We start from the raw sequence: 21,762 nt of genomic DNA, 5'->3' as shown, positions 1-21,762 counted from the left end.
GTCGTCATGATCCGCATGCGCGGAGATACAACGGCCCGGGGGCCGAATCTGCGGTGATATCGTGCGAGCATGCCGAGTTACAAGATCGCCGAGGCCGCGCGTCTCCTCGGCGTGAGCGACGACACCGTGCGCCGGTGGATCGACGCCGGAGCGCTTCCCACCACGGGCTCGACGCCCGCCGAGGTCCCCGGCGACGCGCTCGCCGCTCGTGCCGTCGAGCTGGCGGCGGCGCCCGCCGACGGGGGAGACCTCGTCTCGAGCGCCCGGAACCGCTTCGTCGGCCTGGTCACGCGCGTGCAGCGGGACGGGCTCATGGCGCAGATCGACATCCAGGCCGGTCCGCACCGCGTGGTGTCGCTCATGTCGGCCGAGGCCGCCGACGACCTCGGTCTCGCGGTGGGCTCGCTCGCCGTCGCCGTCGTGAAGGCCACCACCGTGATCGTCGAAACGCCGAGGAGCTGACGATGCCGCGACGGCCCGTCCTCATCGCCGCCCTGATCGCCGGCGCGCTGGCCGTCGCCGGCTGCGCGGCGGAGGGCGACGAGCCCGCGGGCCCGGTGTCTCCCGGGCCTTCCGAGCCGGCGGTCACCGAGGAGCTCACGGGCGAGCTGACGATCTACGCCGCCGCGTCGCTGGGCACCGCGTTCGACGAGCTCGCGACGCAGTTCGAGGCGCGGCATCCGCAGCTCGAGGTGCTGCCGATCTCGTACGACGGATCGAGCACCCTCGCCACGCAGCTGATCGAGGGCGCACCCGCCGATGTGTTCGCGTCCGCCGACGAGAAGAACATGCAGAAGGTCGTGGATGCCGGTCTTGCGACGGCGCCCGAACTGTTCGCCTCGAATACGCTCGTCATCGCCGTGCCCGCCGGCAATCCGGGCGGCGTCGAGTCCGTCGAGGACCTCGGCGACGACGGTCTCACCGTGGTGCTGTGCGCGCCGGAGGTCCCGTGCGGCGCGGCTTCGCAGACCCTCCTCGACGACGACGGCGTCACCGTGACGCCCGCGAGCCTCGAGCAGAACGTCACCGCCGTGCTGACGAAGGTCGCCGCCGGGGAGGCGGATGCCGGGCTCGTCTACGTCACCGACGTACAAGGCCGCGACGATGTCGAGTCGATCGATGCGGCAGGCGCCGACGACGTCGTCAACCACTATCCGATCGCGGCGCTCTCGGATTCCGGGAACCCGGCCGCCGCCGCGGCGTTCGTGGAGTTCGTCCTCTCGGAGAAGGGTCGCACCCTGCTCGACGGCTTCGGCTTCGGGGCGCCGTGATCGCGGGCGGCGATCGCGTCGGTTTCGTGCCGCGCATCCTCGCCGTCCCGGCGCTGCTCGGGCTCGCGCTGCTCGCGCTTCCGCTCACCGCGCTGGTGCTGCGCGTCGACTGGTCGACCCTGTGGACCGACGTGACCTCGCCGCAGGCGCTGTCCGCGCTCGGTCTCTCGCTCGCCACGGGCCTCATGGCCACCGCGGTGTGCGTGGTGCTCGGTGTACCGCTCGCTCTGCTCATCGCACGCAGTGGTCCCCGGGCTTCCGCCGTGCTCCGCGCGCTCGTCACCGTGCCGCTCGTTCTGCCGCCGATGGTCGGCGGCGTGGCGATGCTGTTCCTCTTCGGTCGCACGAGCTGGCTCGGCGGCATCCTCGCCGAATGGGGGCTGCGCATCCCGTTCACCACGACGGCCGTCGTGCTGGCGCAGACGTTCGTCGCCCTGCCGTTCCTGGTGCTGGCACTGGAGGGATCGCTGCGGACGACCGGCGTCGGCTACGAGCAGGCCGCTGCCGCTCTCGGGGCCGATCGATGGACGATCCTCGGTCGCGTCACGCTGCCGCTCGCGGCTCCCGGGCTCGTCGCCGGCATCGTCCTGTGCTTCGCGCGGACGATCGGCGAGTTCGGCGCGACCGCCCTGTTCGCGGGCAACGCGCCGGGCGTCACGCAGACGATGCCGCTCGCGATCTACACGGCGTTCAACGGCGCCGGCGTCTCGCAGGGCACGGCCGTGGCGCTGTCGCTGCTCCTCCTGGTGACAGCGGTCGGCGTGCTCCTGCTCGTGCGCGCCTGGCGTCCCGAGGCGCAGCGATGACCGGGGTGGGGCTGGATGCCCGCGTCGTCGTGGAGCGCGGCGCGTTCCGGCTCGACGCCGCGGTGAGCGCGGCCGCCGGCGAGGTCGTGGCTGTGATGGGACCGAGCGGGGCGGGGAAGTCGACGCTGCTCGGGGCCCTCGCGGGGCTCGTCGACCTCGGCGAAGGGCACATCCGGCTCGGGGATCGCGAGCTCGACCGGGCGCCGCGACCGCGCGTGCGCACGACGCCGTCGCAGCGGGGCATCGTGCTGCTCGGGCAGGAGCCTCGGCTGTTCCCGCACCTGACGGCGCACGAGAACGTCGCGTTCGGGCTGCGGGTGCGCGGCGTCGCCAAGCCCGGTGCCCTCGGGGAGGCCGACGAATGGCTGTGGCGGGTCGGTCTCGACGGTATGGGCGACCGGCGCCCCGCCCAGCTCTCGGGCGGGCAGCAGCAGCGCGTCGCCCTGGCCCGTGCGCTCGCGACCTCGCCGGCCGCGCTGCTCCTCGACGAACCCCTGACCTCGCTCGACACCGAGACCGCCGCCGACATCCGTGCGCTTCTGCATCACCAGCTCGCCGCCACGCACACCACCGCGATCGTCGCCACGCACGACGCGGTGGACGCGGTGTCGCTCGCGAGCAGCCTGGTCGTCCTCGAGGACGGGCGCGTCACGCAGTCCGGGCCGGTACGGCAGGTGCTCGCTGCGCCGGCGACCCGGTTCGCTGCGGCGGTCGCGGGTCTGAACCGCGTCGCCGGATCGACCGGATCCGGAGACTGGGTGCAGGGTCCGCTCGTTCTCGCGGCGACGGGCGCGGCATCCGATCTCCCGGGCGGCACCGAGGTGGCGGCGGTGTTCCGGCCGTCGTCGGTCGAGATCGCGTCCGTCCCGGCCGAGACCTGGACCGGCGTCACCCGGCTCGAGCCGACGTCCCGCCACGGGGAGTGGATCGCTCGCGTGATGCGGCTCGAGCAGACTCCGGCCGGCGTGCGGGTGCGCACGGCCGAGCCCGAGGTCGCGGTGGATGTGCCGGCCGACACCGCGCTCGACCTCGGACTCGCTCCCGGAGTCTTCGTGAGGCTGCGCATCCCTGCGCCGGCGGTGCGATTCGTCGCGATACCTCGAGCGGAGCCCTGAGCGGCGCTCCTAGACTCATCGGATGCGCATCCGCCCCTTCCGACCCGGCGATGAGCCGGCGCTCGCCGAGATCTGCCTGAAGACGGCGGATGCCGGAGCCGACGGCACCGGAGTCCTCGACGACGACGACCTGTGGGCCGAGATCTTCGTGCTGCCCTACGTCGCCCGCCACCCCGACCTCGCCTTCGTCGTCGAGACCGAGGACGACCGCGTCGTCGGTTACGTCGTCGCCGCGCCGGACACGGCGGCGTTCGAGGAATGGTTCCGCGCCGAATGGTGGCCCCGGCACGGGACCCGGTGGCCCCGGCCGGCATCCGAGGTCACACGGCAGGACGGCATCCTGCTCTACGCCTACCGTCGCGGCACGGAAGCCGTGTCGTTCGGCGCCGAGTACCCCGCGCACCTGCACATCGACCTCCTGCCGGAGGCGCAGGGTCACGGGCTGGGCCGACGCCTGATCGGCACCCTCGTGGCTGAGCTGCGGCGGCAGCGGGTCGCCGGGCTGCACCTCGTCGCGTCGCCCGACAACGCGGGCGCCATCGCGTTCTATCCGCGGGTCGGCTTCGCGCCGCTGCCCTCGCCCGACGGGCCCGGCGCATTCGGAATGACGCTCTCCTGACGCGTCTCGGGGCTCCGCGTCAACCCCTTCGCCGATCTCGGGGGCGCGCGTAGCCTGCCAGCATGGAGGACCTCTCGGCACCCACCGGTCGCGAGCCGGAGCTCGCCGCCGTCCCACGGGATGACGGCACGGCGACGCGCGCCCTGGTGATCGGCGCGACCGGCTACATCGGCGGGCGCCTCGTGCCCCGCCTCCTCGCCGCCGGATACGACGTGCGCGTGCTCGCGCGCGAACCCGGCCGGGTCTCGGCGTTCACGTGGGGGAGCCGGGTCGACGTCGTCGCCGGGGACGCGACGGATGCCGTCGCCGCCGCTCGCGCCATGGACGACGTCGATGTGGTCTTCTACCTGGTCCACTCGATGGCGGCGGGCAGGGACTTCGCCGAGGCCGACCGCCGCGCCGCCGCGACCGTCGCTCGCGCCGCGTCGGACGCCGGGGTGCGACGCATCGTCTACCTCGGCGGACTACACCCGTCCGGCGTGGAGCTGTCCGACCACCTGCGCTCGCGCGTCGAGGTCGGAGAGATGCTGCTCGGCAGCGGCGTGCCGACGCTCGTGCTGCAGGCCGGCGTCGTGATCGGCTCGGGTTCCGCGTCGTTCGAGATGGTGCGGCATCTGACCGAGGTGCTGCCCTACATGCCCGCCCCGCGCTGGGTGCGCAACCGCATCCAGCCGATCGCGGTGCGCGATGTCATGCACTACCTCCTCGGAGCAGCGCGCGTCGCGCCCGACGTGAACCGCGCGGTCGACATCGGCGGACCCGACGTGCTGCGCTACGGACAGATGATGAACGGGTACGCCGTCGAGGCCGGACTGCATCAGCGTCCGATCGCGTCCCTCCCGGTGCTGACGCCTCGGCTCGCATCGCTATGGGTCAACCTCGTCACGCCGATCCCGGCATCCATCGCCCGTCCTCTCGTCGAGTCCCTGCAGAACGAGTGCGTCATGAAGGACCGCGACATCGACGACCTGATCCCGCCGCCCGCCGACGGCCTGACGCCCTACCGGCGGGCTGTGCGGCTGGCCCTCGGCCGCGTCGCCGGCGACGCCGTCGAGACCAGCTGGGCGGACTCCGAAGTGCTCGGAGTGCCGAGCGACCCCCTCCCGAGCGACCCGGACTGGTCGGGCCGCGCCGTCTTCACCGACGCGCGCACGGCGCACACCACGGCGCCGCCCGAGGCGCTGTGGCGGGTCATCGAGGGGATCGGAGGCGAGAACGGGTGGTACTCCTCGCCGTTCCTGTGGGCGGTGCGCGGCTGGATGGACCGGCTCGTCGGCGGCATCGGGCTCGCCCGCGGACGCCGTTCTCGCGCGCGACTCGGGGTCGGCGACGCGCTGGACTTCTGGCGCGTCGAGGCGATCGAACCGGGACGGATGCTGCGGCTCCGCGCCGAGATGAAGGTGCCCGGACTCGCGTGGCTCGAGCTGCGCGCCACCGCCGACGGGGACGGGTCGCGGTACGACCAGCGCGCCGTGTTCTTCCCCAAGGGCCTCGCCGGACGCCTCTACTGGTTCGCCGTGCTGCCCTTCCACGGCTTCATCTTCGCGGGAATGGCGACCCGCATCGCCGCAGCGGCGCAGGCGACGACGCCGGGTCCTGACGGGCCGGCCCCGTCGGTCGAGCAGGTCGATCCGTCGGCGGACCCCGGTGCGACGGCCGACATCATCGCGGCGGAAGCGGCGCGGTGAGACGAGGCTCCCGGGCTGAGCCTCAGGACCGCACGCGGCCCGCCTCGATGCGAACGACACGATCGACGAGGGCCGGCGGCACGGCCACGTGCGAGATCAGCACGACCGCCTGATCGGGTTCGACGGCGCTGAGAAGATCGACGAGCAGCGCATCGGATGCCTCGGGGTCGACGCCCGCGGTCGGCTCATCGAGCACGAGCACGGGGAAGCCGCGGAGCAGGCCGCGTGCCAGCGCGATGCGCTGCGCCTGGCCGCCCGACACCAGCGATCCGCGCTCACCGACCCGCGCGTCGAGTCCGCCGCGCGCCCGCAGCCAGTCGCCGAGTCCGACGCGGGCGAGGACGGCCTCCAGCTCGGCATCGGTGGCCGAGTCGCGCGCGAACAGCAGGTTCTGGCGGATGTCCTCGTCGAAGAGCATCGGATGCTGCTCGCACAGCCCCACCGTCAGGCGCACGTCGTCGCCGGCGAGGTCGTGGGCCGGACGACCGCCGAGGTCGTACGCGCCATCCACCTCGAGGAATCGGACGAGCGCGTGGGCGAGCGTCGTCTTGCCGGCGCCGCTCGGACCGATGACGAGCACGCGCTCGCCGGGGCGGATGTCGAGGTCGACGTCGTGCAGGCCCACGTCCGCGTCTCCCGGCCAGCGGACCGAGGCGCCCCGCAGCCGTACGCCGTCGCCGAGCGGCGGCGCCTCACCGGTCGCCGCGACGCGCTCGTCGACGAGCCCGTCGGGCAGCGTGTCGGGAAGCGCGCCGGAGATCCTCTCGGCCGACGCCCGGACCTGCCGCCACGCCGACGCCGCCATCGGCACGGCCGCGAACACCTCGAACACCGCCATCGGCACGAGGACGGCCACCGCGAGCGACGGGCCGTCGAGCGCTCCGGATGCCGCGCCCGGCAGCGCCACGAGCACGGCGAGGATCGATGCCGCACCGGCGACGAGCGAGACGACGGCCGCGGTACCGGCCTGCGCTCCCGACCGGCGCACGACCGCGCGGCGGAGCGCGGAATCGGCGTCGGCGATGCGGGCGCGGCTCTGCTCCTCAGCGCCGTAGGCGAGGAGCACGTCGAGGCTCCCGAGGTGGTCGAGCACAGCATCCGCAAGGCGCGCGCGCAGCGGGGCGATCTCGCGCTCCGCGCGGCCGCCCGCCGCCCATCCCCACAGCGTCGCCGCCACGGCCGCCACGATCAGGCACGCGAGCAGCGTGAGGGCAGCGGGCCACCACACGAACGCCACCAGCACGACCGCGCCGATCGCGACGGTCGCCGACGCCACGAGCGGCTGCACGACGCGCAGGGGGAGATTCTGGAGATCGTCGACGTCGTCCACCAGTGCGCCGAGGACGGACCCGCGGCGCGTGTGCGACAGGCCGTCCGGCGCGAGCGGCACGAGTCTTCGCACCAGCGATGCCCGGGTCGTCGCGAGCTGCCGCAGCGCCGCATCGTGTCCGGTGAGCCGCTCGAGGTAGCGGAACGAGGCGCGGGAGAGCGCGAAGAAGCGCACCCCGACCACCGCCGCCGAGAGGTAGAGCACGGGCGGCTGCTCGCTCGCGCGCACGATGAGCCACGCGCTCACGGCGAGCAGGGCGACGGCCGATGCCTCGGAGGCGAATCCTGACGCGAGGGCGGGCCATAGCCGTCGTGCCGGGGGCACGGCGCCGCGCAGCACGCTCGCGGGTGTCGTCGGGGGCGTGGTGCGCGCGGTCGAGGGAGAGCTCATGCGTTCACCTCGGTCGGCTCGAGACGCACGATCGTGTCGGCGATGGCGCGCGCGCTCGTGCGATGCGAGATCAGCAGCACGGCGGCTCCGCCGTCGGCGAGGGCGCGGACGCCGGTCCACAGGGCCGCTTCGGTGTCGGGGTCGAGGGCAGAGCTCGGCTCGTCGAGTGCCAGCACCGCCGCGCGCCCGCGCAGGTGCCGGTAGAACGCCCGCGCCACGGCGACGCGCTGCGCCTGGCCGCCCGAGAGTCCTGCTCCCTGCACGCCCAGCTCGCGGTCCGGATCGAGGTCGCCCGCGCACGCGAGGCCGAGCGCTCGCCGCACCGAACCGGCGTCGGGGGCGTCGTCTCCCAGCGCCACGTTCGCTGCGATCGAACCGGCGACGAGGCCGGGGTGCTGACCGGCCCACGCCAGCCAGGCGGAAGGGGCGAGGGTCCTCACCTCGGCGGTCCCGTACACCGCTTCGCCCTCGAAGTGGGCGGCGCCCCGCAGCGCCGCGAAGAGACTCGACTTGCCCGCGCCGCTCGGCCCTTCGATGAGCACCACCGACCCCGGCGCCGCTTCGAGGGTGAGAGGTGGCAGCATCCGCTCGCCGCGTCGCACACGCAGGGCGGCCAGTCGCAGCACGGATCCCGGCGCGGCGACCGATGCCTGCGGCCCGCCGGCCTCTGCGCCGCGCGCGGCGTCGAGCACGGCGAACACGTCGTCGGTCGCGGCCACACCCTCGGCAGCCGCGTGGAACTGCACGCCGACCTGCCGAATCGGCAGGTAGGCCTCGGGCGCGAGGAGCAGCACGAACAGCCCGACCGTCAGCGCGAGAGCGCCGTCGATGAGGCGGAACCCGATGGAGACGGCGATGATCGCCACCGAGATGCTCGCCAGGAACTCCAGCGCGAACCCCGACAAGAACGAGATGCGCAGCACCCGCATCGTCTCGCGGCGGTATTCGCCGGTGACCTGCTCGATGGATGCCGCCGCCCGGTGCTGCCGGCCGAACACCTTGAGCGTCGACAGACCGTGGACCGTGTCGGCGAAACGCGCCGCCAGACGCTGCAGCGTGCGCCACTGCCGCTGTTGCACGGTGCGCGTGGCGAGGCCGATCAGCACCATGAAGATCGGGATGAGGGGCAGGGTCAGCAGGACGGTGAGCCCCGAGATCCAGTCCTGCCACCACATCACCGCGACGATGATCGGCGTGGCGACGACGGTCTGCACGAGCTGGGGCAGATACCGGCCGAAGTACGCTTCCAGGGCGTCGAGGCCGCGCCCCGCCGTGACGGCCAGCTGGGCCGAATTGCGGGTGCCGAGCCAGTCCGGCCCGAGGACTCCGACCGACGAGACCAGAGCCGTCCGCAGCTGGGTCTGCACACGCGCGGCTGCGCGCGCGGCGACGGCCTCGCGCGCCCACAGCAGGACCGCCCGCACGGCGACCACCGCGGCGAGCGCGCCGAGCGTGGCGGCGAGGTCGGCGAGCGGCATCCGGTCGATCGCACCCGTGATCGCGCGCGTCAGCAGCCACGCGAAGGCGACGACCACGGCCGTCTGCGCGACCGCGATCACGCCGATCGCGACGAAGAAGCCGCGCGAGGCGCTCGCGTAGCGGAGCAGGCGAGGGTCGAGGGGCTTGCCTGACGGGCGGGGAGGCCCCGCGCTCTCCGATTCGCTGTTCACAACGCTTCGACCCTATCCACCGCGCTCGTGCGCCTCCGACCGGCGCCGCACGTCGGACTCAATGGACGATCGCGGCGGCCTTCTCGATCCGCGTCCGCGACACGCGCTTGCGGAACACCCAGTACGTCCAGCCCTGGTACAGCAGCACCAGCGGCAGGAAGATGAGCGCGGCCCACGACATGATCGTCAGCGTGTAGTCGGTGCTCGAGGCGTTCTCGATGGTCAGGCTGTTCGCGAGGTCCGTGCTCGAGGGCATGACGAACGGGAAGAGCGCGAACCACACCGCCAGCACGGCGGCGACGATCGTCGCCGCCCCGAACCCGAACGCCCAGCCCTCGCGGCCGCGGGCGTTCGAGATCCACGACGCGATCAGGAGCACCGCGGCGATCGCCGACAGGAACGCCGTCGCCATCGCGAGCTCGCGTCCTTCGGCGAACGCCATCCCCACCGTCCAGATCAGGAACGCCGCAGCCACGACGATCGTGACGATGCCCGCTCGCGAGGCCAGCCGCCGCGCGTCGGCCGCGACCTGGCCGTCCGTCTTCAGCGCGACGAAGTACACGCCGTGGGTGAAGAAGAGGAGCAGAGTCGTGAGCCCGCCGAGGAGCCCGTAGGGGTTGAGGAGCGTGAGCAGCGAGCCGGTGAACTCGTGGTCCGCGTCGAGCGGGACGCCCTGCACGATGTTGGCGACCGCGACGCCCCACAGCAGGGCGGGCACGGCCGAGCCGACGACGATCATCGTGTCGAAGCCGCGCTTCCAGCGCAGGCTGTCGCGCTGGTGCCGGTATTCGAACGAGACGCCGCGCAGGATCAGCGCGAGCAGGATGAGCAGCAGCGCCAGGTAGAACCCGCTGAAGAGCGTTGCGTACCACTCCGGGAATGCCGCGAACAGGCACGCGCCGGCGACGATGATCCACGTCTCGTTGAGGTCCCAGACGGGACCGATGGTGTTGATGATCTGCCGGCGGCCGATGTCGTCCTTGCCGAGGAACGGCAGTGACATGCCCACGCCGAAGTCGAACCCGTCGAGCACGAAGTAGCCGACGAACAGGAATCCGACGATCCAGAACCAGAGGTATGCGAGGTCCATGGCGCGCTCCTAGTAGACCGTCGTGGGGGTGTCGGCGACCGCGAGCTCTCCCGGGTCGGGATCGTCGGGTCCGGGCAGGGGATCGGGTCCCTTCTTCGACGTCTTGATGATCAGCCCGATCTCCACCACGGCGAGCGCGGCGTAGATGAGGGTGAAGGCGACGAGCGAGATCAGCACCGTCCAGCCGGGGACGCTCGGCGAGACACCGTCCTCCGTGAGCATGAGACCGAACACGATCCAGGGCTGGCGCCCCATCTCGGTGAAGACCCAGCCGACGAGGATCGCGAACATGGATGCCGGCCACGCCCAGATCGCGAGCTTCCACGCCCACTGCGGCACATCGCGCTTCGCCTTCTTGCGGGTGAGCCAGAGGCCGACGACGGCCGTGAGGGCTGCGACGCCGCCCAGGCCGATCATCCAGCGGAACGCCCAGTAGGTGACCCAGAGGACGGGAGCGAAGTTGCCGTCCACCTGGTCCGCGAACTGCGGGAACATCTCGGTCGTGTAGAGCGCGTTGAGGTCGTTGATGCCCTCGACGCACCCTTGCAGCGAGTGGGTCGACAAGAACGCGAGGAGGTACGGCACGCGGATCGAGAACAGCTCGCTCGAGCCGTCGGGGGTGCCGAGCGTGAAGATCGAGAACGAGGCATCCGCTCCGCACGCACTGTCGAACATCGCCTCGGCCGCCGCCATCTTCATCGGCTGCGTCGACACCATGACGAGGCTGAGCTGGTCGCCCGAGAGCGCGACGCCCGCGAAGGCGACGATCATGCCCCACAGGCCGTACTTGAGCGACGAGCGCATCATCGCGACGTTCTGCCCGCGCGCGAGCTGCCAGGCCGAGATCGAGATGATCACGCCCGCCGTCATCATGAACGCCGCGAACAGGGTGTGCGGGAGGGCGGCGAGCGCCACCGGGTTGGTGAGCACGGCGAGGAAGTCGGTCATCTCGGCGCGCGAGCCGTCCTCGGCCATCTTGTAGCCGAGCGGGTTCTGCATGAAGGCGTTGGCGGCGAGGATGAAGTACGCCGAGAACCAGGCGCCGATCGTGGCGATCCAGATGCTCGCGAGGTGCAGGGCCTTGGGCAGGCGATCCCAGCCGAAGATCCACAGGCCGATGAAGGTCGCCTCGAAGAAGAAGGCCATCAGTCCCTCGAAGGCGAGCGGGGCGCCGAACACGTCGCCGACGAACCGCGAGTAGGCCGACCAGTTCATGCCGAACTGGAACTCCTGCACGATGCCCGTGACCACGCCCATCGCGAAGTTGATCAGGAAGATCTTGCCGAAGAAGCGCGTGAGGTGCAGCCACTTCACGTTGCCCGTGCGGAACCAGGCCGTCTGGAAGATCGACACGGTCAGCGCCATGCCGAGCGTGAGCGGCACGAACAGGAAGTGGTACAGCGTCGTGAGGCCGAACTGCCAGCGGGCCAGCAGCAGGGGGTCCAGCAGATCCACGATGCGTTCTCCGATCGCTCGAGCCGATCATGTGGTCCGACCACACTAGCATGTGGTCAGACCACAGAGATTCCCCTCGAGTCGCCAGAACACGCCGCACGGTGCGACGAGCGCACGGCGTGTCTTGGCGACTCGACGGTGACACACAGATTCCCAGCAATCAGCGCCTTGCGCACCCCTCCGCGCCGTGAATAATGCCCACGTCCGCGGCCCGCCCACTCGTCCGCGCATTACCCTCGAACCATGGCGAGAGGCTCGGCTCGGCGGAGGACGGACGCGTGACCGCGATCCCGGTCACCATCGCGCCGCGGATGCCTCGGCCCGCCGCGCCGGCGGATGCCGGTCTCTCGCGCCCCGGCGATCCGCTCGTCGACACGCACGGCCGGGTGCATCGAGACCTGCGCATCTCGCTCACCGACCGCTGCTCCCTGCGCTGCACGTACTGCATGCCCGAGCAGGGGAACGAGTGGCTCGCGAAGTCGAGCATCCTGACCGTGGACGAGATCGTCGACGTCGCACGCATCGCCGCGGCAGACGGCGTCAGCACCTTCCGCCTCACCGGCGGCGAACCGCTGCTGCGCACCGACATCGTCGACGTCGTGCGCCGGCTGGCCGCCCTCCGCACGCCCGACGGGCGACCGGTCGACATCGCGATGACCACGAACGGCATCCGGCTGCGCGAGCTCCTTCCCGGTCTGGCGGACGCGGGCCTGCGCCGCCTGAACATCTCGATCGACACCCTGCGCCGCGATCGGTTCCGCGACCTCACCCGGCGTGATCGGCTCGACGACGTGCTCGACGGAATCGCCGCGGCGGCGGCATCCGGCCTGCGACCGCTCAAGCTCAACGCGGTGGCCATGCGCGACGTCAACGACGACGAGCTCGTCGAGCTGGTGGAGTTCGCGGTCGCGCACGGCGCGCAGATGCGCTTCATCGAGCAGATGCCCCTCGACGCCGGCCACACGTGGGACCGCGCGACCATGGTGACGCAGGATGAGATCCTCGCGGCGCTGTCCGAGCGCTGGAACCTGACGCCCGTGCCCGGTCGGGCCGGAGCGCCCGCCGCACGCTGGTTCCTCGACGGCGGCCCGCACACCGTCGGCGTGATCGCGTCAGTCACCGCGCCGTTCTGCGGGGACTGCGACCGGCTCCGCCTCACGGCCGACGGACAGCTGCGCAACTGTCTCTTCTCGACGACCGAGTACGACCTGCTGCCGATCCTTCGGGGATCGGCCGACGGTGCGCGCGACGAGGGGGTCGATCGGATGCTGCGATCCTGCATCCACGGCAAGCTCCCGGGACACGCGATCAACGACCCCGCGTTCCTGCAGCCCGCGCGCGGTATGAACGCGATCGGCGGCTGACGCCGTGGGCCGGCTCACCGTGCACCGTCCGGTCGTGCGGATCACCCGCGACGGCGAGACGGTGAGCAGCCGTCGCCGCAGCGACACGCTCGTCGTCGAGGAGCCCCTCGAGATCCGGGTCGGCGGCGCTCCCCTGGCGATCACGATGCGCACACCCGGGCACGACGTCGAACTCGCGGCCGGCTTCCTCGTGTCGGAGGGCGTCATCTCGCACGGCGGACAGTTCCGCTCGGCGATCCACTGCGGCGGGCCGGGCACCGGCGCGGGCGGCGGTGCGGGCAGCGCCTCGATCGGCCGTGGCGTGGGCGGCGGTGCGGTCGCCACCGGTGCGGGCGTCGTCTCGATCGGCACCGGCCCGATGGGTGCGGCCTCGATCTCCACCGGCCCGATCGGTGGCGCGCCGATCGGCGGCGCGGGCAGCGCCGAGAACACCTACAACGTGCTCGACGTCGCGCTCGCCCCGGGCGTGGCGCCGCCCGATCCCGACCTCGCGCGCCGTTTCTACACGACCAGTTCGTGCGGGCTGTGCGGCAAGGCCTCGATCGAGGCCGTCGAGACGGTCTCGTCGTACGACGTGGGGACGGATGCCGCGCCCGTCGACGCCGCGTGGCTCCTGGGCCTGCCCGACCGGCTGCGGGAGGAGCAGGCCGTCTTCGGCAAGACCGGGGGCCTGCACGCGGCGGGCCTCTTCGACGCGGCGACGGGGGAGTTGCTCGTCGTGCGCGAGGACGTCGGGCGGCACAACGCCGTCGACAAGGTCGTCGGCTGGGCTGTGCTGGCCGACCGGCTGCCCCTGCGGGGCACCGTGCTGCAAGTGTCGGGCCGGGCGAGCTTCGAGCTCGTGCAGAAGGCCGTGATGGCCGGCATCCCGATCCTCTCCGCCGTGTCGGCACCGTCGTCGCTCGCCGTCGAACTGGCCGCGGCATCCGGGCTCACCCTCGCCGGCTTCGTGCGCGGCGAGTCGATGAACGTCTATTCGGTCGCGGAGCGCGTGAGGCGTGACGCCGCGGGCTGAACCGAGAGCTGCACGACGCACTGCGCCGGATCGCAGGACGGCGCGATGTCGTCGACCCGCAGCGGGCCTCCCGCCTGCGCCAGCACCCCCTCCATGAGTCCGACGTGCACACGGCACAGGGTGCCGCGGTGGTCGGCGGTCGACGCGTGCGGGCACGGCGTGAGGTCGACGGTGAGCGCGGCCTCGTCGATGAGCGGATCGAAGCCGGCTTCGCCGAGGTCCTCGACGAGCGCGTCGAGCTGGTGCAGGGCGTCGGGGCCGAGCTTCTCGGCCTCGCCGACGGGATAGACGCGACGCAGCAGGTCTCCCCGGCGCGCGGCATCCTGCACGCGCTGGGCGGCGATGGGGCTGGATGCCTGCTCCCCGCCGGTGGCCGCCGTGTAGAGCACGCGCGGCCGACCGCGGGTGGTGCGGTGCTCGGTCTCGGCCACCACGTACCCGGCATCGATCAGACGCTGGAGGTGCTCGCGCACCGTGTTCGGGTGCAGTCCGGTCGCTTCGACGAGTTCGGCGATCGGACGCCGCGGCTCCTGCTGCACGAGGTGCATGATCTCGACGCGCGAGTAGCTCGAGATCGCGCTGTAGCCGGCCGCCATGCCTCCATTATGGCGAGGGGGCCTCCTCGGCCCCCGACGACGCGAGCGCGCGGGCCGCGGCGGCGATCCGGACGCTTGCGCAGGAGATCTCTGCTGCACAGGACTCCGCAGGCTCGATCCTCCTGCGGGAGCGAGAAGCTCCTGCGGAGCGGATGCCGCGGGCTGCCTCGCTCATCGGGGGTCGGGTCGCAGGGGCGCCTCGGGCGGAGCGGATGCCGGCTGCCGCGCTGGGCGAGGCGTCCGGAGGCGTTCTCATACTGATCGGGGGACGCGAAGGTCCGGTGCCCCACGGATAGGGTCGTCGACATGGCAACTCGTCACGACCAGGAACCCCACGGCGGCGTCCTCAGCGGCAACGGCAGCCCCGGGCTGTGGGGCGCGCTCATCGGCATCATCATCTTCGCGTTCGTCGCCGTCCCCATCTCGGCGGCGGTGCGCTTCGCGACCCACCCGAGCACTCAGCAGCTCTTCGGCGGGCGCCTCGAAGAGGCCTCGACCACCGGCTACGTGGTGTTCTGGTGGATCGTTGCGATCCTTCTCTTCGCGCTGCCGTTCCTCGTCGGCTGGGGCGTGGCGAAGCTGTCGGGCAAGACGCTCGGCATCATCGCCGCCATCCTCGGCGTGTTCTTCATCGCGATCCTGATCATGGGCCAGCTGTACGTCTTCTGACCCGCGTGCCCAACGCACCCGCTTCCCACAGGTCAACCGGGCTTCTGCAGGTCGCGTGAGGCACCGTGCGTCCTGCGCACCCGCGGTTGACCTGTCGGAGCGGGGAGGAAGTCCACGACGGCCCCGGAATCGGCGCTGCCCACCATTCCACGGGAAGAGGTGGGCAGCGTCTGGGGCGCCTGAATCACCGTCTGGGGGTACGGTTCTCTGCGCTCACCATCCACGAGAGCTGCTCGACGCGTTCGAGGATCGCGTGCAGGATGTCAGCACTGGTGGGGTCTTCTTCATCCACGTCGTCGTGCACGTCGCGGCACGTGGTCGCGACGGCGTCCAGGCGTTCGGTGATGAGATCGACGACCTCCGTCGTCGCGATCTCGCCCTGAGGGAACTCGGGCAGCGTCGTGGTCTGCGCGACCAGGTCGCTGCGGCCATCGGGCAGTGCGTGCAGCGAGCGCATGCGCTCGGCGACGGTGTCGCCGAAGTCGCGGGCCGCCTCGATGATCTCATCGAGCTGCAGGTGGGTGTCGCGGAAGTTGCGACCGACGACGTTCCAATGCGCCTGCTTGCCCTGCAACGAGAGCTCGATCAGGTCGACGAGCACCTTCTGCAGGTTCTCGCTGAGCGATTCCGAGGCGCTGAACCCCTGCTCGGCGTTCTGCTCCTTCGTGAGCTCTGCTCCTGAGCCTCCGCGGGCGGGCCGACGACGGTTCCCCGTCGTTGTCGCGCTCGCCTTCGTGGGGGTCTTCTTGGCGGTGGTCGTTGCCACGGTGTTCATCCTCTCGTCGAACGCTTCGACGGTAAGCCCGTCCCTGCCTTCGCGCCGGGGGATTGCGAGGTGCGCGATCGAGTGCTACCCCCCTTGGTCGTGGAACGTAGGCTGGACGCGTGGCATCGGTCCTGAACGTCTCCGCGTACCTGTTCACGCGGATCGACGACCGCGAGCAGCTGCGCCCCGTCGTGCGGGAGCGCGCCGTGCAGCTCGGGCTCAAGGGCACCGTCATCCTCGCGGAGGAGGGCATCAACCTGTTCCTCGCGGGGGACGCGGCATCCGTCCGGTCGTTCCTCGAGCAGCTGCGAGCCGACCCGCGCTTCGCAGCCCTCAGGGCGAGGGAGAGCTGGTCGGCCGAGCAGCCGTTCGGCAAGCTCCTCGTGAAGCTCAAGCGCGAGATCATCAGGATGGATCGCCCGACCATCCGGCCCGAGGCCGGCCGTGCCCCCGCCGTCGCTCCGGCCGACCTGCATCGCTGGCTCGAACAGGGCCACGACGACACCGGCCGCGAGGTGGTGCTGCTCGACACGCGCAACGCGTTCGAAGTCGACTACGGCACGTTCGCGGGCGCCGTCGACTGGCGAATCGAGCGCTTCACTCAATTCCCCGACGCGGCGGCCGCGCACCGCGACGACCTCCGCGACAAGACGGTGGTGAGCTTCTGTACGGGCGGCATCCGCTGCGAGAAGGCCGCGATCCACCTGCGCGAGACCGGCGTCGACGCGCTCCAGCTGGAGGGCGGCATCCTCGGCTGGTTCGAGCACGTGGGCGGCGCGCACTGGAACGGCGCTTGCTTCGTCTTCGACGAGCGGGAAGCGCTCACCCCCGATCTCGCGCCGCACGACGCTGCCGTGGCGTCGTGACCCCGACTCCGGGGAAGCCGCGCTCGCGCACGATCGCGCTGGCCTTCGGGCTCGACGCGGCACTGGTGGTCGTGTTCGCCGCGATCGGCCGCGCGAGCCACGGCGAGGACGGGCTCCTCGGGCTGGCGACCACGGCCTGGCCTTTCCTCGCGGCGCTCGCCGCCGGGTGGCTCGCGACGCTCGCATGGCGTGCGCCGCTCGCTCCGGTCCGCACGGGCGTCGGCGTCTGGGCGATCACCCTCGTCGGCGGGATGCTGCTGCGTGCGGCATCCGGTCAGGGCACCGCCATCCCCTTCCTCGTCGTGGCCGCCCTCACTCTGCTCGTGCTCCTCGTCGGCTGGCGCGTCCTCGCCGCCGCCGTACGTCGCGTGCGCCGCGCCCGCCGCATCGCCTCGTAGCGCGAGCGAGAGACCGCGGCATCCGTCCACAGAACCGGACGGATGCCGCGGCATGATGCGGTCCGCGTCGGCTGCCCCCCGACCCCGCGCCCGACCGGCATCGAACCCGAGGAGCGTGCGACGTCCGCTGAAATACATCGGACGAGGAACGGGCCGTCAGCGCAGTGCGCGCAGCACGCGCTGCAGCAGCCGGATGTGCAGCTGGAAGCTCCGGGTCATCTCGGCCGTCGAGTGGAGGTTGAGCACGATCGTGACGTCGCGCGCAGGGTCGGAGAACAGGTGCACGCCGGTGACACCGAGATGTCCGATCGTCCGCGGCATCGCGGCGAGAAGGGGGAAGAAGCCGCCGTACCGCAGCTGCATGAGGCCCGCGCCGTAGTGGATGCCGGCGCGGAACCGGTGCTCGATGGTCGACATGCTCGCGCGCGACGCGCCGCCGAGGAGCGCGCCGCCGTGCCACGCCGCGGCGAACCGCTGGAGGTCGTCGACGGTCGTCACGACGCCGCCGCCTCCCCAGTCGCAGCTGAGGCTCTCGGCACGGCCGAGGTCCACACGGCCGACGAGGATCGGGGCGAGGTCGAGCGCCGCGCCGGGCGGTGCGACGGATGCCGCGCCGCCGGGCATCGTGTGGAAGAGGAGGCACGAGGCGTCCATCCCTGCGGGCCCGAGGATGCGGTCGTGCAGCTGAGCACCCAGCGATGCGCCGCCGGCCTCTTCGATCACGCGGGCCAGGAGCACGTACCCGGTGTCGGAGTACGCGAATCGCTCGCCGGGCGCACCGACCGGTCGCTGGTGCTCTCGCGAGAACGCGAGCAGGTCCGCCGGCAGGTAGCGCTCGCCCGGCCGCCGAGTGATCCGCTCGACGAAGGACTCTCCGGTGTCGTTCGGTCCTTCGAAGTAGTCGGCGGCGCCGCTCGTGTGAGTGAGCAGGTGCCGTGGGGTGACGGCGGGCGCGGCATCCGTTCCCCGGCGCACGAACAGCCCGTCGATCTCGGATTCGGGGAGCAGGCCGGCGAGGGGTGCATCGAGGTCGAGGTCTCCGCTCTCGGCGAGCTGGAAGGCGAGGGTGGCGGTGAGCATCTTGCCGACGCTCGCGGCGTGGAAGCGCCGACCGCGATCGCCGGACGCGTACTCGACGCCGGGCGCCCGCACGAGCACCTGCGGGGCGGGGAGCGCCTGCCGCGTGCGCGCGAAGCCGTCGGCGATCTTCGCGAGATCTGCGGCGAGGTCGGAGTGTCGTGCCATCGGTGATATCCCCCTGAGATATATCTAAGGGATACATTGGCAGAATCGCGAGGAAGGTGCCACATGCAGTTCGTGATCCTGGGGCTGCTGATGATCGCGCCGATGTCGCTCTACGACCTCCACAAGCAGTTCGCCGCGGGCCCATCGCTCTTCTACAGCGCGAGTTTCGGCAGCCTGCAGCGTGCGCTGCGGCAGCTCGTCGCCCAGGGGTGGGTGACCGTGACGGATGCCTCGTCCTCCGGCCGCCGCCGCAACCTCCACGCGCCCACGCCTGCCGGCATCGATGCCTGGCGGGAATGGATGGCCGAGCCCCTCACCGGTGCCCACGCCGAGACCTCGATGCTGGCGAAGGTGTTCCTGCTCGGGCTGCTGCCGCATGGCCGGGAGCGGGATGCCGCGCTCGGCGTCCTGCGTGCCAGTGCCGCCGCGGCGCTCGCCGAGCTGCGGGCTGTCGCGGAGGAGCTCGACGCGGCGCAGATCCCCGACGAGTTCGCCGAGATCTTCCGGTACCAGCGGGCGACACTCGACTACGGACTGCGCTCGCACGAGCTCGCGCTGACCTGGCTCGACGAACTCGACTGAGACACCCGGGCTGACATCCACTCGCCAGGACACGCCGGAGCCGCTGTGCAGCTCTCGGCGTGTCTTGGCGAGTCGCGGAGAAGTCCTCGTGTGAAGACACGCGCAATCCGGCAGGGTTCTCGCGCCGAAGACCAGGCGACAGCGGGAATGGGGTGCGGCATGTCGGAGCGGGCGCGGAAGGTACGATTCGCGGCGTGGGCCGCGCTCGCCGGAGTCGTGAGCGCGGGGGTCTTCCTCGCCGTGGCCGAAGTCGTCGCCCTCCTCGTGGCGCGCCAGAGCAGTCCGATCCTCGCGGTCGGCTCCTTCGTCATCGACATCGTGCCGCAGCCGCTGAAGGAGTTCGCGATCGCCACGTTCGGCGAGAACGACAAGCCCGTGCTGCTGGGCGGTCTCGGCCTCGCGGTGATCATCGCGTCCGCGATCGCCGGCCTGCTTCAGCTGTGGCGGCCGCCGCTCGGAATCGTCGCGCTCGGCATCGCCGGCGCCCTCTCCGTCGCGGCGATCGTCACGCGAGCCGGTGCCACGCCGTTCGCGTGGGTGCCACCGGTGCTCGGCACGGTCGCCGGCGCGGTCGTCCTGTGGGTGACGGTCGCGAGGCTGCGCGGGTGGCAGCACGCGGATGCCGCGCTCGACGAGTCCGGGTCGGGGCGCCTGGACCGGAGGGTGTTCCTCCAGGTGCTGACGATCGCCGGAGCATCCGCTCTGATCGCCGGCGTCGGCGCACGCGTCGCGAACGTCGCGACGACGTCGATCGCCGCAGTGCGCCGCGCGCTGCGGCTGCCGGAGCCGCGCACGCGCGTCGAGGTTCCCGCCGATGCCGAGTTCGACGTGCCGGGGATCTCCCCGCTCTATACGCCCAACGCCGACTTCTACCGCGTCGACACCGCGCTGACCGTGCCATCCGTCGATCCCGCCACCTGGCGGCTGACCGTCGACGGCCTCGTGGACAGGAAGATCGAGCTCACGTTCGACGACCTCGTGGGGATGGGACTGGACGAGTACTCGATCACCCTCACGTGCGTGTCCAATGAGGTCGGGGGAGAGCTGCTCGGCACGGCCAAGTGGCTCGGCGTCCCCGTGCGCGACATCCTGGCCCTCGCCGGGCCGCAGGGCGACTCCGACATGGTTCTCTCGCACAGCATCGACGGCTTCACCGCGAGCACGCCTCTCGACGCTCTCACCGACCCCGGTCGCGATGCGATCCTCGCCGTCGCGATGAACGGCGAGCCGCTGCCGCTCGAGCACGGCTTCCCCGTGCGCATGGTGGTGCCCGGACTGTACGGCTACGTCTCCGCGACGAAGTGGCTCACGCGCCTCCAGCTCACGACCTTCGCGGCCGACGAAGCGTACTGGACGCCCCGCGGGTACAGCGCGGAGGCGCCGATCAAGTTCTCCTCACGCCTGGACACCCCGCGCACCGGACAAGCGGTGCCGGCGGGCCGCGTGCCGCTCGCCGGCGTCGCGTGGGCGCAGACCGTCGGCATCGAGCGCGTCGAGGTCAGGATCGACGGCGGCGAGTGGCAGACGGCCACGCTGTCGGCGCCGGTCAACGACGACACGTGGGTGCAGTGGATGCTGGAGTGGGAGGCGACGCCGGGAAACTACAACGTCACCGTCCGCGCCGTGAACCGCGACGGCGACCTGCAGATCGAAGAGCGGGCGCCCATCGCGCCGGACGGCTCGACCGGGTGGCAGCGGACGCTGGTACGCGTGACGTGAGCGCGCGGCATACGCCGGTCGTCATTCCTCTCTCGGAGTGACGACGGCCACGGCGAAGTCGCCGTCGGCGATCTGCGGGCCGAGCTCCGTCTCGCGCGGCCACACCAGCACCAGCGCCTCGAGCTGCTCGCCGTCATCGGTCGTGACGGGCAGCCACCGTGCGTCGTAGCCGTAGCGGAGCTCCTCGTCGACGATCACCCGATTGGCCGCGTCGCCCGGTCGCAGCGCGAGCAGGTCTCCGCGCACCCGCTCGGTGCCGCCCAGGAGGAGCAGGGGCCACTCGCCCCCTTCATGCCAGTGAAGACGGCCCGCGACGCTCGCGGCGCGCACCTCCGCGACGTGGTCGGCGATCGCGTCCCACAGTGCCATTCCCGGGCGCAGGCTGCCGTACACGAACAGCGGCACGGTCGCGGCGGGGAACGTCACGAACCCCACGCTAGCGGGGGCCGCGGATGCCGCGCCCGCTCCCGGTTCTCAGGTCAGGCTGGTCACCCATGCCGCGATCTCGCCCGCGAAAGCGCCGGTGTCGATGGCGCCTCCGGTGACGAGACGGAACGCGAGGACTCCGAGGACGAGACCGGAGAGAACCAGGCCGAACACGGCCTCGCGCTTGCGGGTCGGGCGCCGGACCGCGATCACGAGCCCGATCAGCGACAGCACGAACGTCGCGACGAGCACGCCGACCTGCGCGAAGCCCAGCACCGCGGCCGTCGCAGGTGCGAGACCCGGCGCCAGCCACACCGATGCTACGGCGCCCACGACGGAGACCAGCACGAGCACGAGCGCGGTCGTGGCCGGCCCGTTCTTCGCGCTCGGAGCCGTCGACCAGGACCCTGCGGCGGCGGAGGCCGGTCGATACGCCGGGCCGGTGCGCACGACCGGATCGAGCGGCTTGGCGAGGTCGGTCCAGTGCACGCCGTCCCACCACCGCGTCCGGCCGGTCTCGGCGTCGTACAGCCATCCTGGTGCGGGCGCGCCCACACGAGTGTCTTCGCTCATCTCATCCCCAGTTGAGTGAATAGAGGCGAAGTCCCCGATCGCCTCGGACGGTTCCCCAACCGTCCTGCACGAAGAGTAGCGGATGGAGGCGGCATTCCTCCAGACCCTG

22 protein-coding genes are annotated in these 21,762 nt (G+C 71.8%); 13 read left to right on the top strand and 9 right to left on the bottom strand.

Annotated features, from left to right (window positions below):
• Positions 1 to 69 precede the first annotated feature (69 nt).
• From OL358_RS02180 to OL358_RS02155, 6 genes are all read left to right on the top strand, one after another.
• Positions 70 to 462, top strand: a complete 393-nt coding sequence (locus OL358_RS02180) for a TOBE domain-containing protein (protein ID WP_264708299.1) — start codon at positions 70 to 72, stop codon at positions 460 to 462.
• Positions 463 to 464: 2 nt separating this feature from the next.
• Positions 465 to 1,271 carry a molybdate ABC transporter substrate-binding protein gene (modA, locus tag OL358_RS02175; RefSeq protein WP_264708298.1) on the top strand — a complete coding sequence of 269 codons (807 nt, stop codon included), beginning with the start codon at positions 465 to 467 and terminating at the stop codon, positions 1,269 to 1,271.
• A gap of 26 nt (positions 1,272 to 1,297) precedes the next feature.
• Positions 1,298 to 2,077 carry an ABC transporter permease gene (locus OL358_RS02170; protein WP_319805420.1) on the top strand — a complete coding sequence of 260 codons (780 nt, stop codon included), beginning with the start codon at positions 1,298 to 1,300 and terminating at the stop codon, positions 2,075 to 2,077.
• The gene (locus OL358_RS02165; RefSeq protein ID WP_264708297.1) at positions 2,074 to 3,192 is read left to right on the top strand and encodes a sulfate/molybdate ABC transporter ATP-binding protein; all 1,119 of its coding nucleotides are present in this window, start codon (positions 2,074 to 2,076) and stop codon (positions 3,190 to 3,192) included. The genes OL358_RS02170 and OL358_RS02165 overlap by 4 nt, the downstream gene beginning before the upstream one ends.
• Before the next feature lie 22 nt (positions 3,193 to 3,214).
• Positions 3,215 to 3,811 (top strand): GNAT family N-acetyltransferase, encoded by a 597-nt coding sequence (locus tag OL358_RS02160; protein ID WP_264708296.1) that lies wholly within the window; start codon positions 3,215 to 3,217, stop codon positions 3,809 to 3,811.
• Between the two features lie 62 nt (positions 3,812 to 3,873).
• A complete protein-coding gene (locus tag OL358_RS02155) occupies positions 3,874 to 5,499 on the top strand; it encodes an SDR family oxidoreductase (RefSeq protein ID WP_264708295.1) in 1,626 nt (541 codons plus the stop codon).
• A 22-nt stretch (positions 5,500 to 5,521) separates the two neighbouring features.
• Here OL358_RS02155 and cydC read toward each other — a convergent pair whose 3' ends face one another.
• Genes cydC through OL358_RS02135 form a run of 4 tightly spaced genes read right to left on the bottom strand, consistent with a single transcriptional unit; the run spans position 5,522 to position 11,434 of the window.
• Positions 5,522 to 7,219, bottom strand: coding sequence for a thiol reductant ABC exporter subunit CydC (cydC, locus tag OL358_RS02150; RefSeq protein ID WP_264708294.1), 1,698 nt, complete (start codon positions 7,217 to 7,219; stop codon positions 5,522 to 5,524).
• Entirely contained in the window at positions 7,216 to 8,889 is a 1,674-nt protein-coding gene (gene cydD, locus OL358_RS02145) for a thiol reductant ABC exporter subunit CydD (protein ID WP_264708293.1), read from the bottom strand. The genes cydC and cydD overlap by 4 nt, the downstream gene beginning before the upstream one ends.
• Before the next feature lie 58 nt (positions 8,890 to 8,947).
• Entirely contained in the window at positions 8,948 to 9,979 is a 1,032-nt protein-coding gene (gene cydB / locus OL358_RS02140) for a cytochrome d ubiquinol oxidase subunit II (RefSeq protein ID WP_264708292.1), read from the bottom strand.
• Positions 9,980 to 9,988: 9 nt separating this feature from the next.
• Complete coding sequence (locus OL358_RS02135; protein WP_264708291.1) at positions 9,989 to 11,434, bottom strand: cytochrome ubiquinol oxidase subunit I; 1,446 nt, start codon at positions 11,432 to 11,434, stop codon at positions 9,989 to 9,991.
• Positions 11,435 to 11,745: 311 nt separating this feature from the next.
• Here OL358_RS02135 and moaA point away from each other — a divergent pair, with 311 nt between their 5' ends.
• Together moaA and fdhD are read left to right on the top strand one after the other, a co-directional pair.
• Positions 11,746 to 12,798 carry a GTP 3',8-cyclase MoaA gene (gene moaA, locus OL358_RS02130; RefSeq protein ID WP_264710214.1) on the top strand — a complete coding sequence of 351 codons (1,053 nt, stop codon included), beginning with the start codon at positions 11,746 to 11,748 and terminating at the stop codon, positions 12,796 to 12,798.
• 4 nt (positions 12,799 to 12,802) lie between these two features.
• Positions 12,803 to 13,813: a formate dehydrogenase accessory sulfurtransferase FdhD gene (gene fdhD, locus OL358_RS02125; RefSeq protein ID WP_264708290.1), complete on the top strand. Its 1,011-nt coding sequence runs from the start codon at positions 12,803 to 12,805 to the stop codon at positions 13,811 to 13,813.
• On the opposite strand, the gene OL358_RS02120 is transcribed toward fdhD, so the two are convergent.
• Positions 13,771 to 14,409: a helix-turn-helix transcriptional regulator gene (locus tag OL358_RS02120; protein ID WP_264708289.1), complete on the bottom strand. Its 639-nt coding sequence runs from the start codon at positions 14,407 to 14,409 to the stop codon at positions 13,771 to 13,773. The genes fdhD and OL358_RS02120 overlap by 43 nt on opposite strands.
• Before the next feature lie 306 nt (positions 14,410 to 14,715).
• Here OL358_RS02120 and OL358_RS02115 point away from each other — a divergent pair, with 306 nt between their 5' ends.
• Positions 14,716 to 15,078, top strand: coding sequence for a hypothetical protein (locus OL358_RS02115; protein WP_264708288.1), 363 nt, complete (start codon positions 14,716 to 14,718; stop codon positions 15,076 to 15,078).
• A gap of 184 nt (positions 15,079 to 15,262) precedes the next feature.
• Here OL358_RS02115 and OL358_RS02110 read toward each other — a convergent pair whose 3' ends face one another.
• Entirely contained in the window at positions 15,263 to 15,853 is a 591-nt protein-coding gene (locus OL358_RS02110; RefSeq protein WP_264708286.1) for a Dps family protein, read from the bottom strand.
• Between the two features lie 110 nt (positions 15,854 to 15,963).
• Between OL358_RS02110 and OL358_RS02105 the strand changes: the two genes are divergently transcribed.
• Both OL358_RS02105 and OL358_RS02100 read left to right on the top strand, forming a co-directional pair.
• Positions 15,964 to 16,710 carry a sulfurtransferase gene (locus tag OL358_RS02105; protein ID WP_264708285.1) on the top strand — a complete coding sequence of 249 codons (747 nt, stop codon included), beginning with the start codon at positions 15,964 to 15,966 and terminating at the stop codon, positions 16,708 to 16,710.
• Positions 16,707 to 17,108 carry a DUF3054 domain-containing protein gene (locus OL358_RS02100; RefSeq protein ID WP_264708284.1) on the top strand — a complete coding sequence of 134 codons (402 nt, stop codon included), beginning with the start codon at positions 16,707 to 16,709 and terminating at the stop codon, positions 17,106 to 17,108. The genes OL358_RS02105 and OL358_RS02100 overlap by 4 nt, the downstream gene beginning before the upstream one ends.
• Before the next feature lie 156 nt (positions 17,109 to 17,264).
• On the opposite strand, the gene OL358_RS02095 is transcribed toward OL358_RS02100, so the two are convergent.
• A complete protein-coding gene (locus OL358_RS02095; protein WP_264708283.1) occupies positions 17,265 to 18,353 on the bottom strand; it encodes a serine hydrolase domain-containing protein in 1,089 nt (362 codons plus the stop codon).
• 63 nt (positions 18,354 to 18,416) lie between these two features.
• On the opposite strand from OL358_RS02095, the gene OL358_RS02090 reads away from it, so the two are divergent.
• Both OL358_RS02090 and OL358_RS02085 read left to right on the top strand, forming a co-directional pair.
• Entirely contained in the window at positions 18,417 to 18,935 is a 519-nt protein-coding gene (locus OL358_RS02090; RefSeq protein WP_264708282.1) for a PadR family transcriptional regulator, read from the top strand.
• A 159-nt stretch (positions 18,936 to 19,094) separates the two neighbouring features.
• The gene (locus OL358_RS02085) at positions 19,095 to 20,654 is read left to right on the top strand and encodes a molybdopterin-dependent oxidoreductase (protein WP_264710213.1); all 1,560 of its coding nucleotides are present in this window, start codon (positions 19,095 to 19,097) and stop codon (positions 20,652 to 20,654) included.
• Between the two features lie 21 nt (positions 20,655 to 20,675).
• On the opposite strand, the gene OL358_RS02080 is transcribed toward OL358_RS02085, so the two are convergent.
• Together OL358_RS02080 and OL358_RS02075 are read right to left on the bottom strand one after the other, a co-directional pair.
• The gene (locus OL358_RS02080) at positions 20,676 to 21,080 is read right to left on the bottom strand and encodes a gamma-glutamylcyclotransferase (protein ID WP_264708281.1); all 405 of its coding nucleotides are present in this window, start codon (positions 21,078 to 21,080) and stop codon (positions 20,676 to 20,678) included.
• A gap of 48 nt (positions 21,081 to 21,128) precedes the next feature.
• Positions 21,129 to 21,653: a hypothetical protein gene (locus tag OL358_RS02075; protein WP_264708280.1), complete on the bottom strand. Its 525-nt coding sequence runs from the start codon at positions 21,651 to 21,653 to the stop codon at positions 21,129 to 21,131.
• Positions 21,654 to 21,762 lie beyond the last annotated feature (109 nt).

Source organism: Microbacterium sp. SSM24 (assembly GCF_025989145.1).
Taxonomy (GTDB): Bacteria; Actinomycetota; Actinomycetes; order Actinomycetales; family Microbacteriaceae; genus Microbacterium.
The sequence above is the reverse complement of the archived record's forward strand: the minus strand, read 5'-3'. Positions and strand labels throughout refer to the sequence as shown.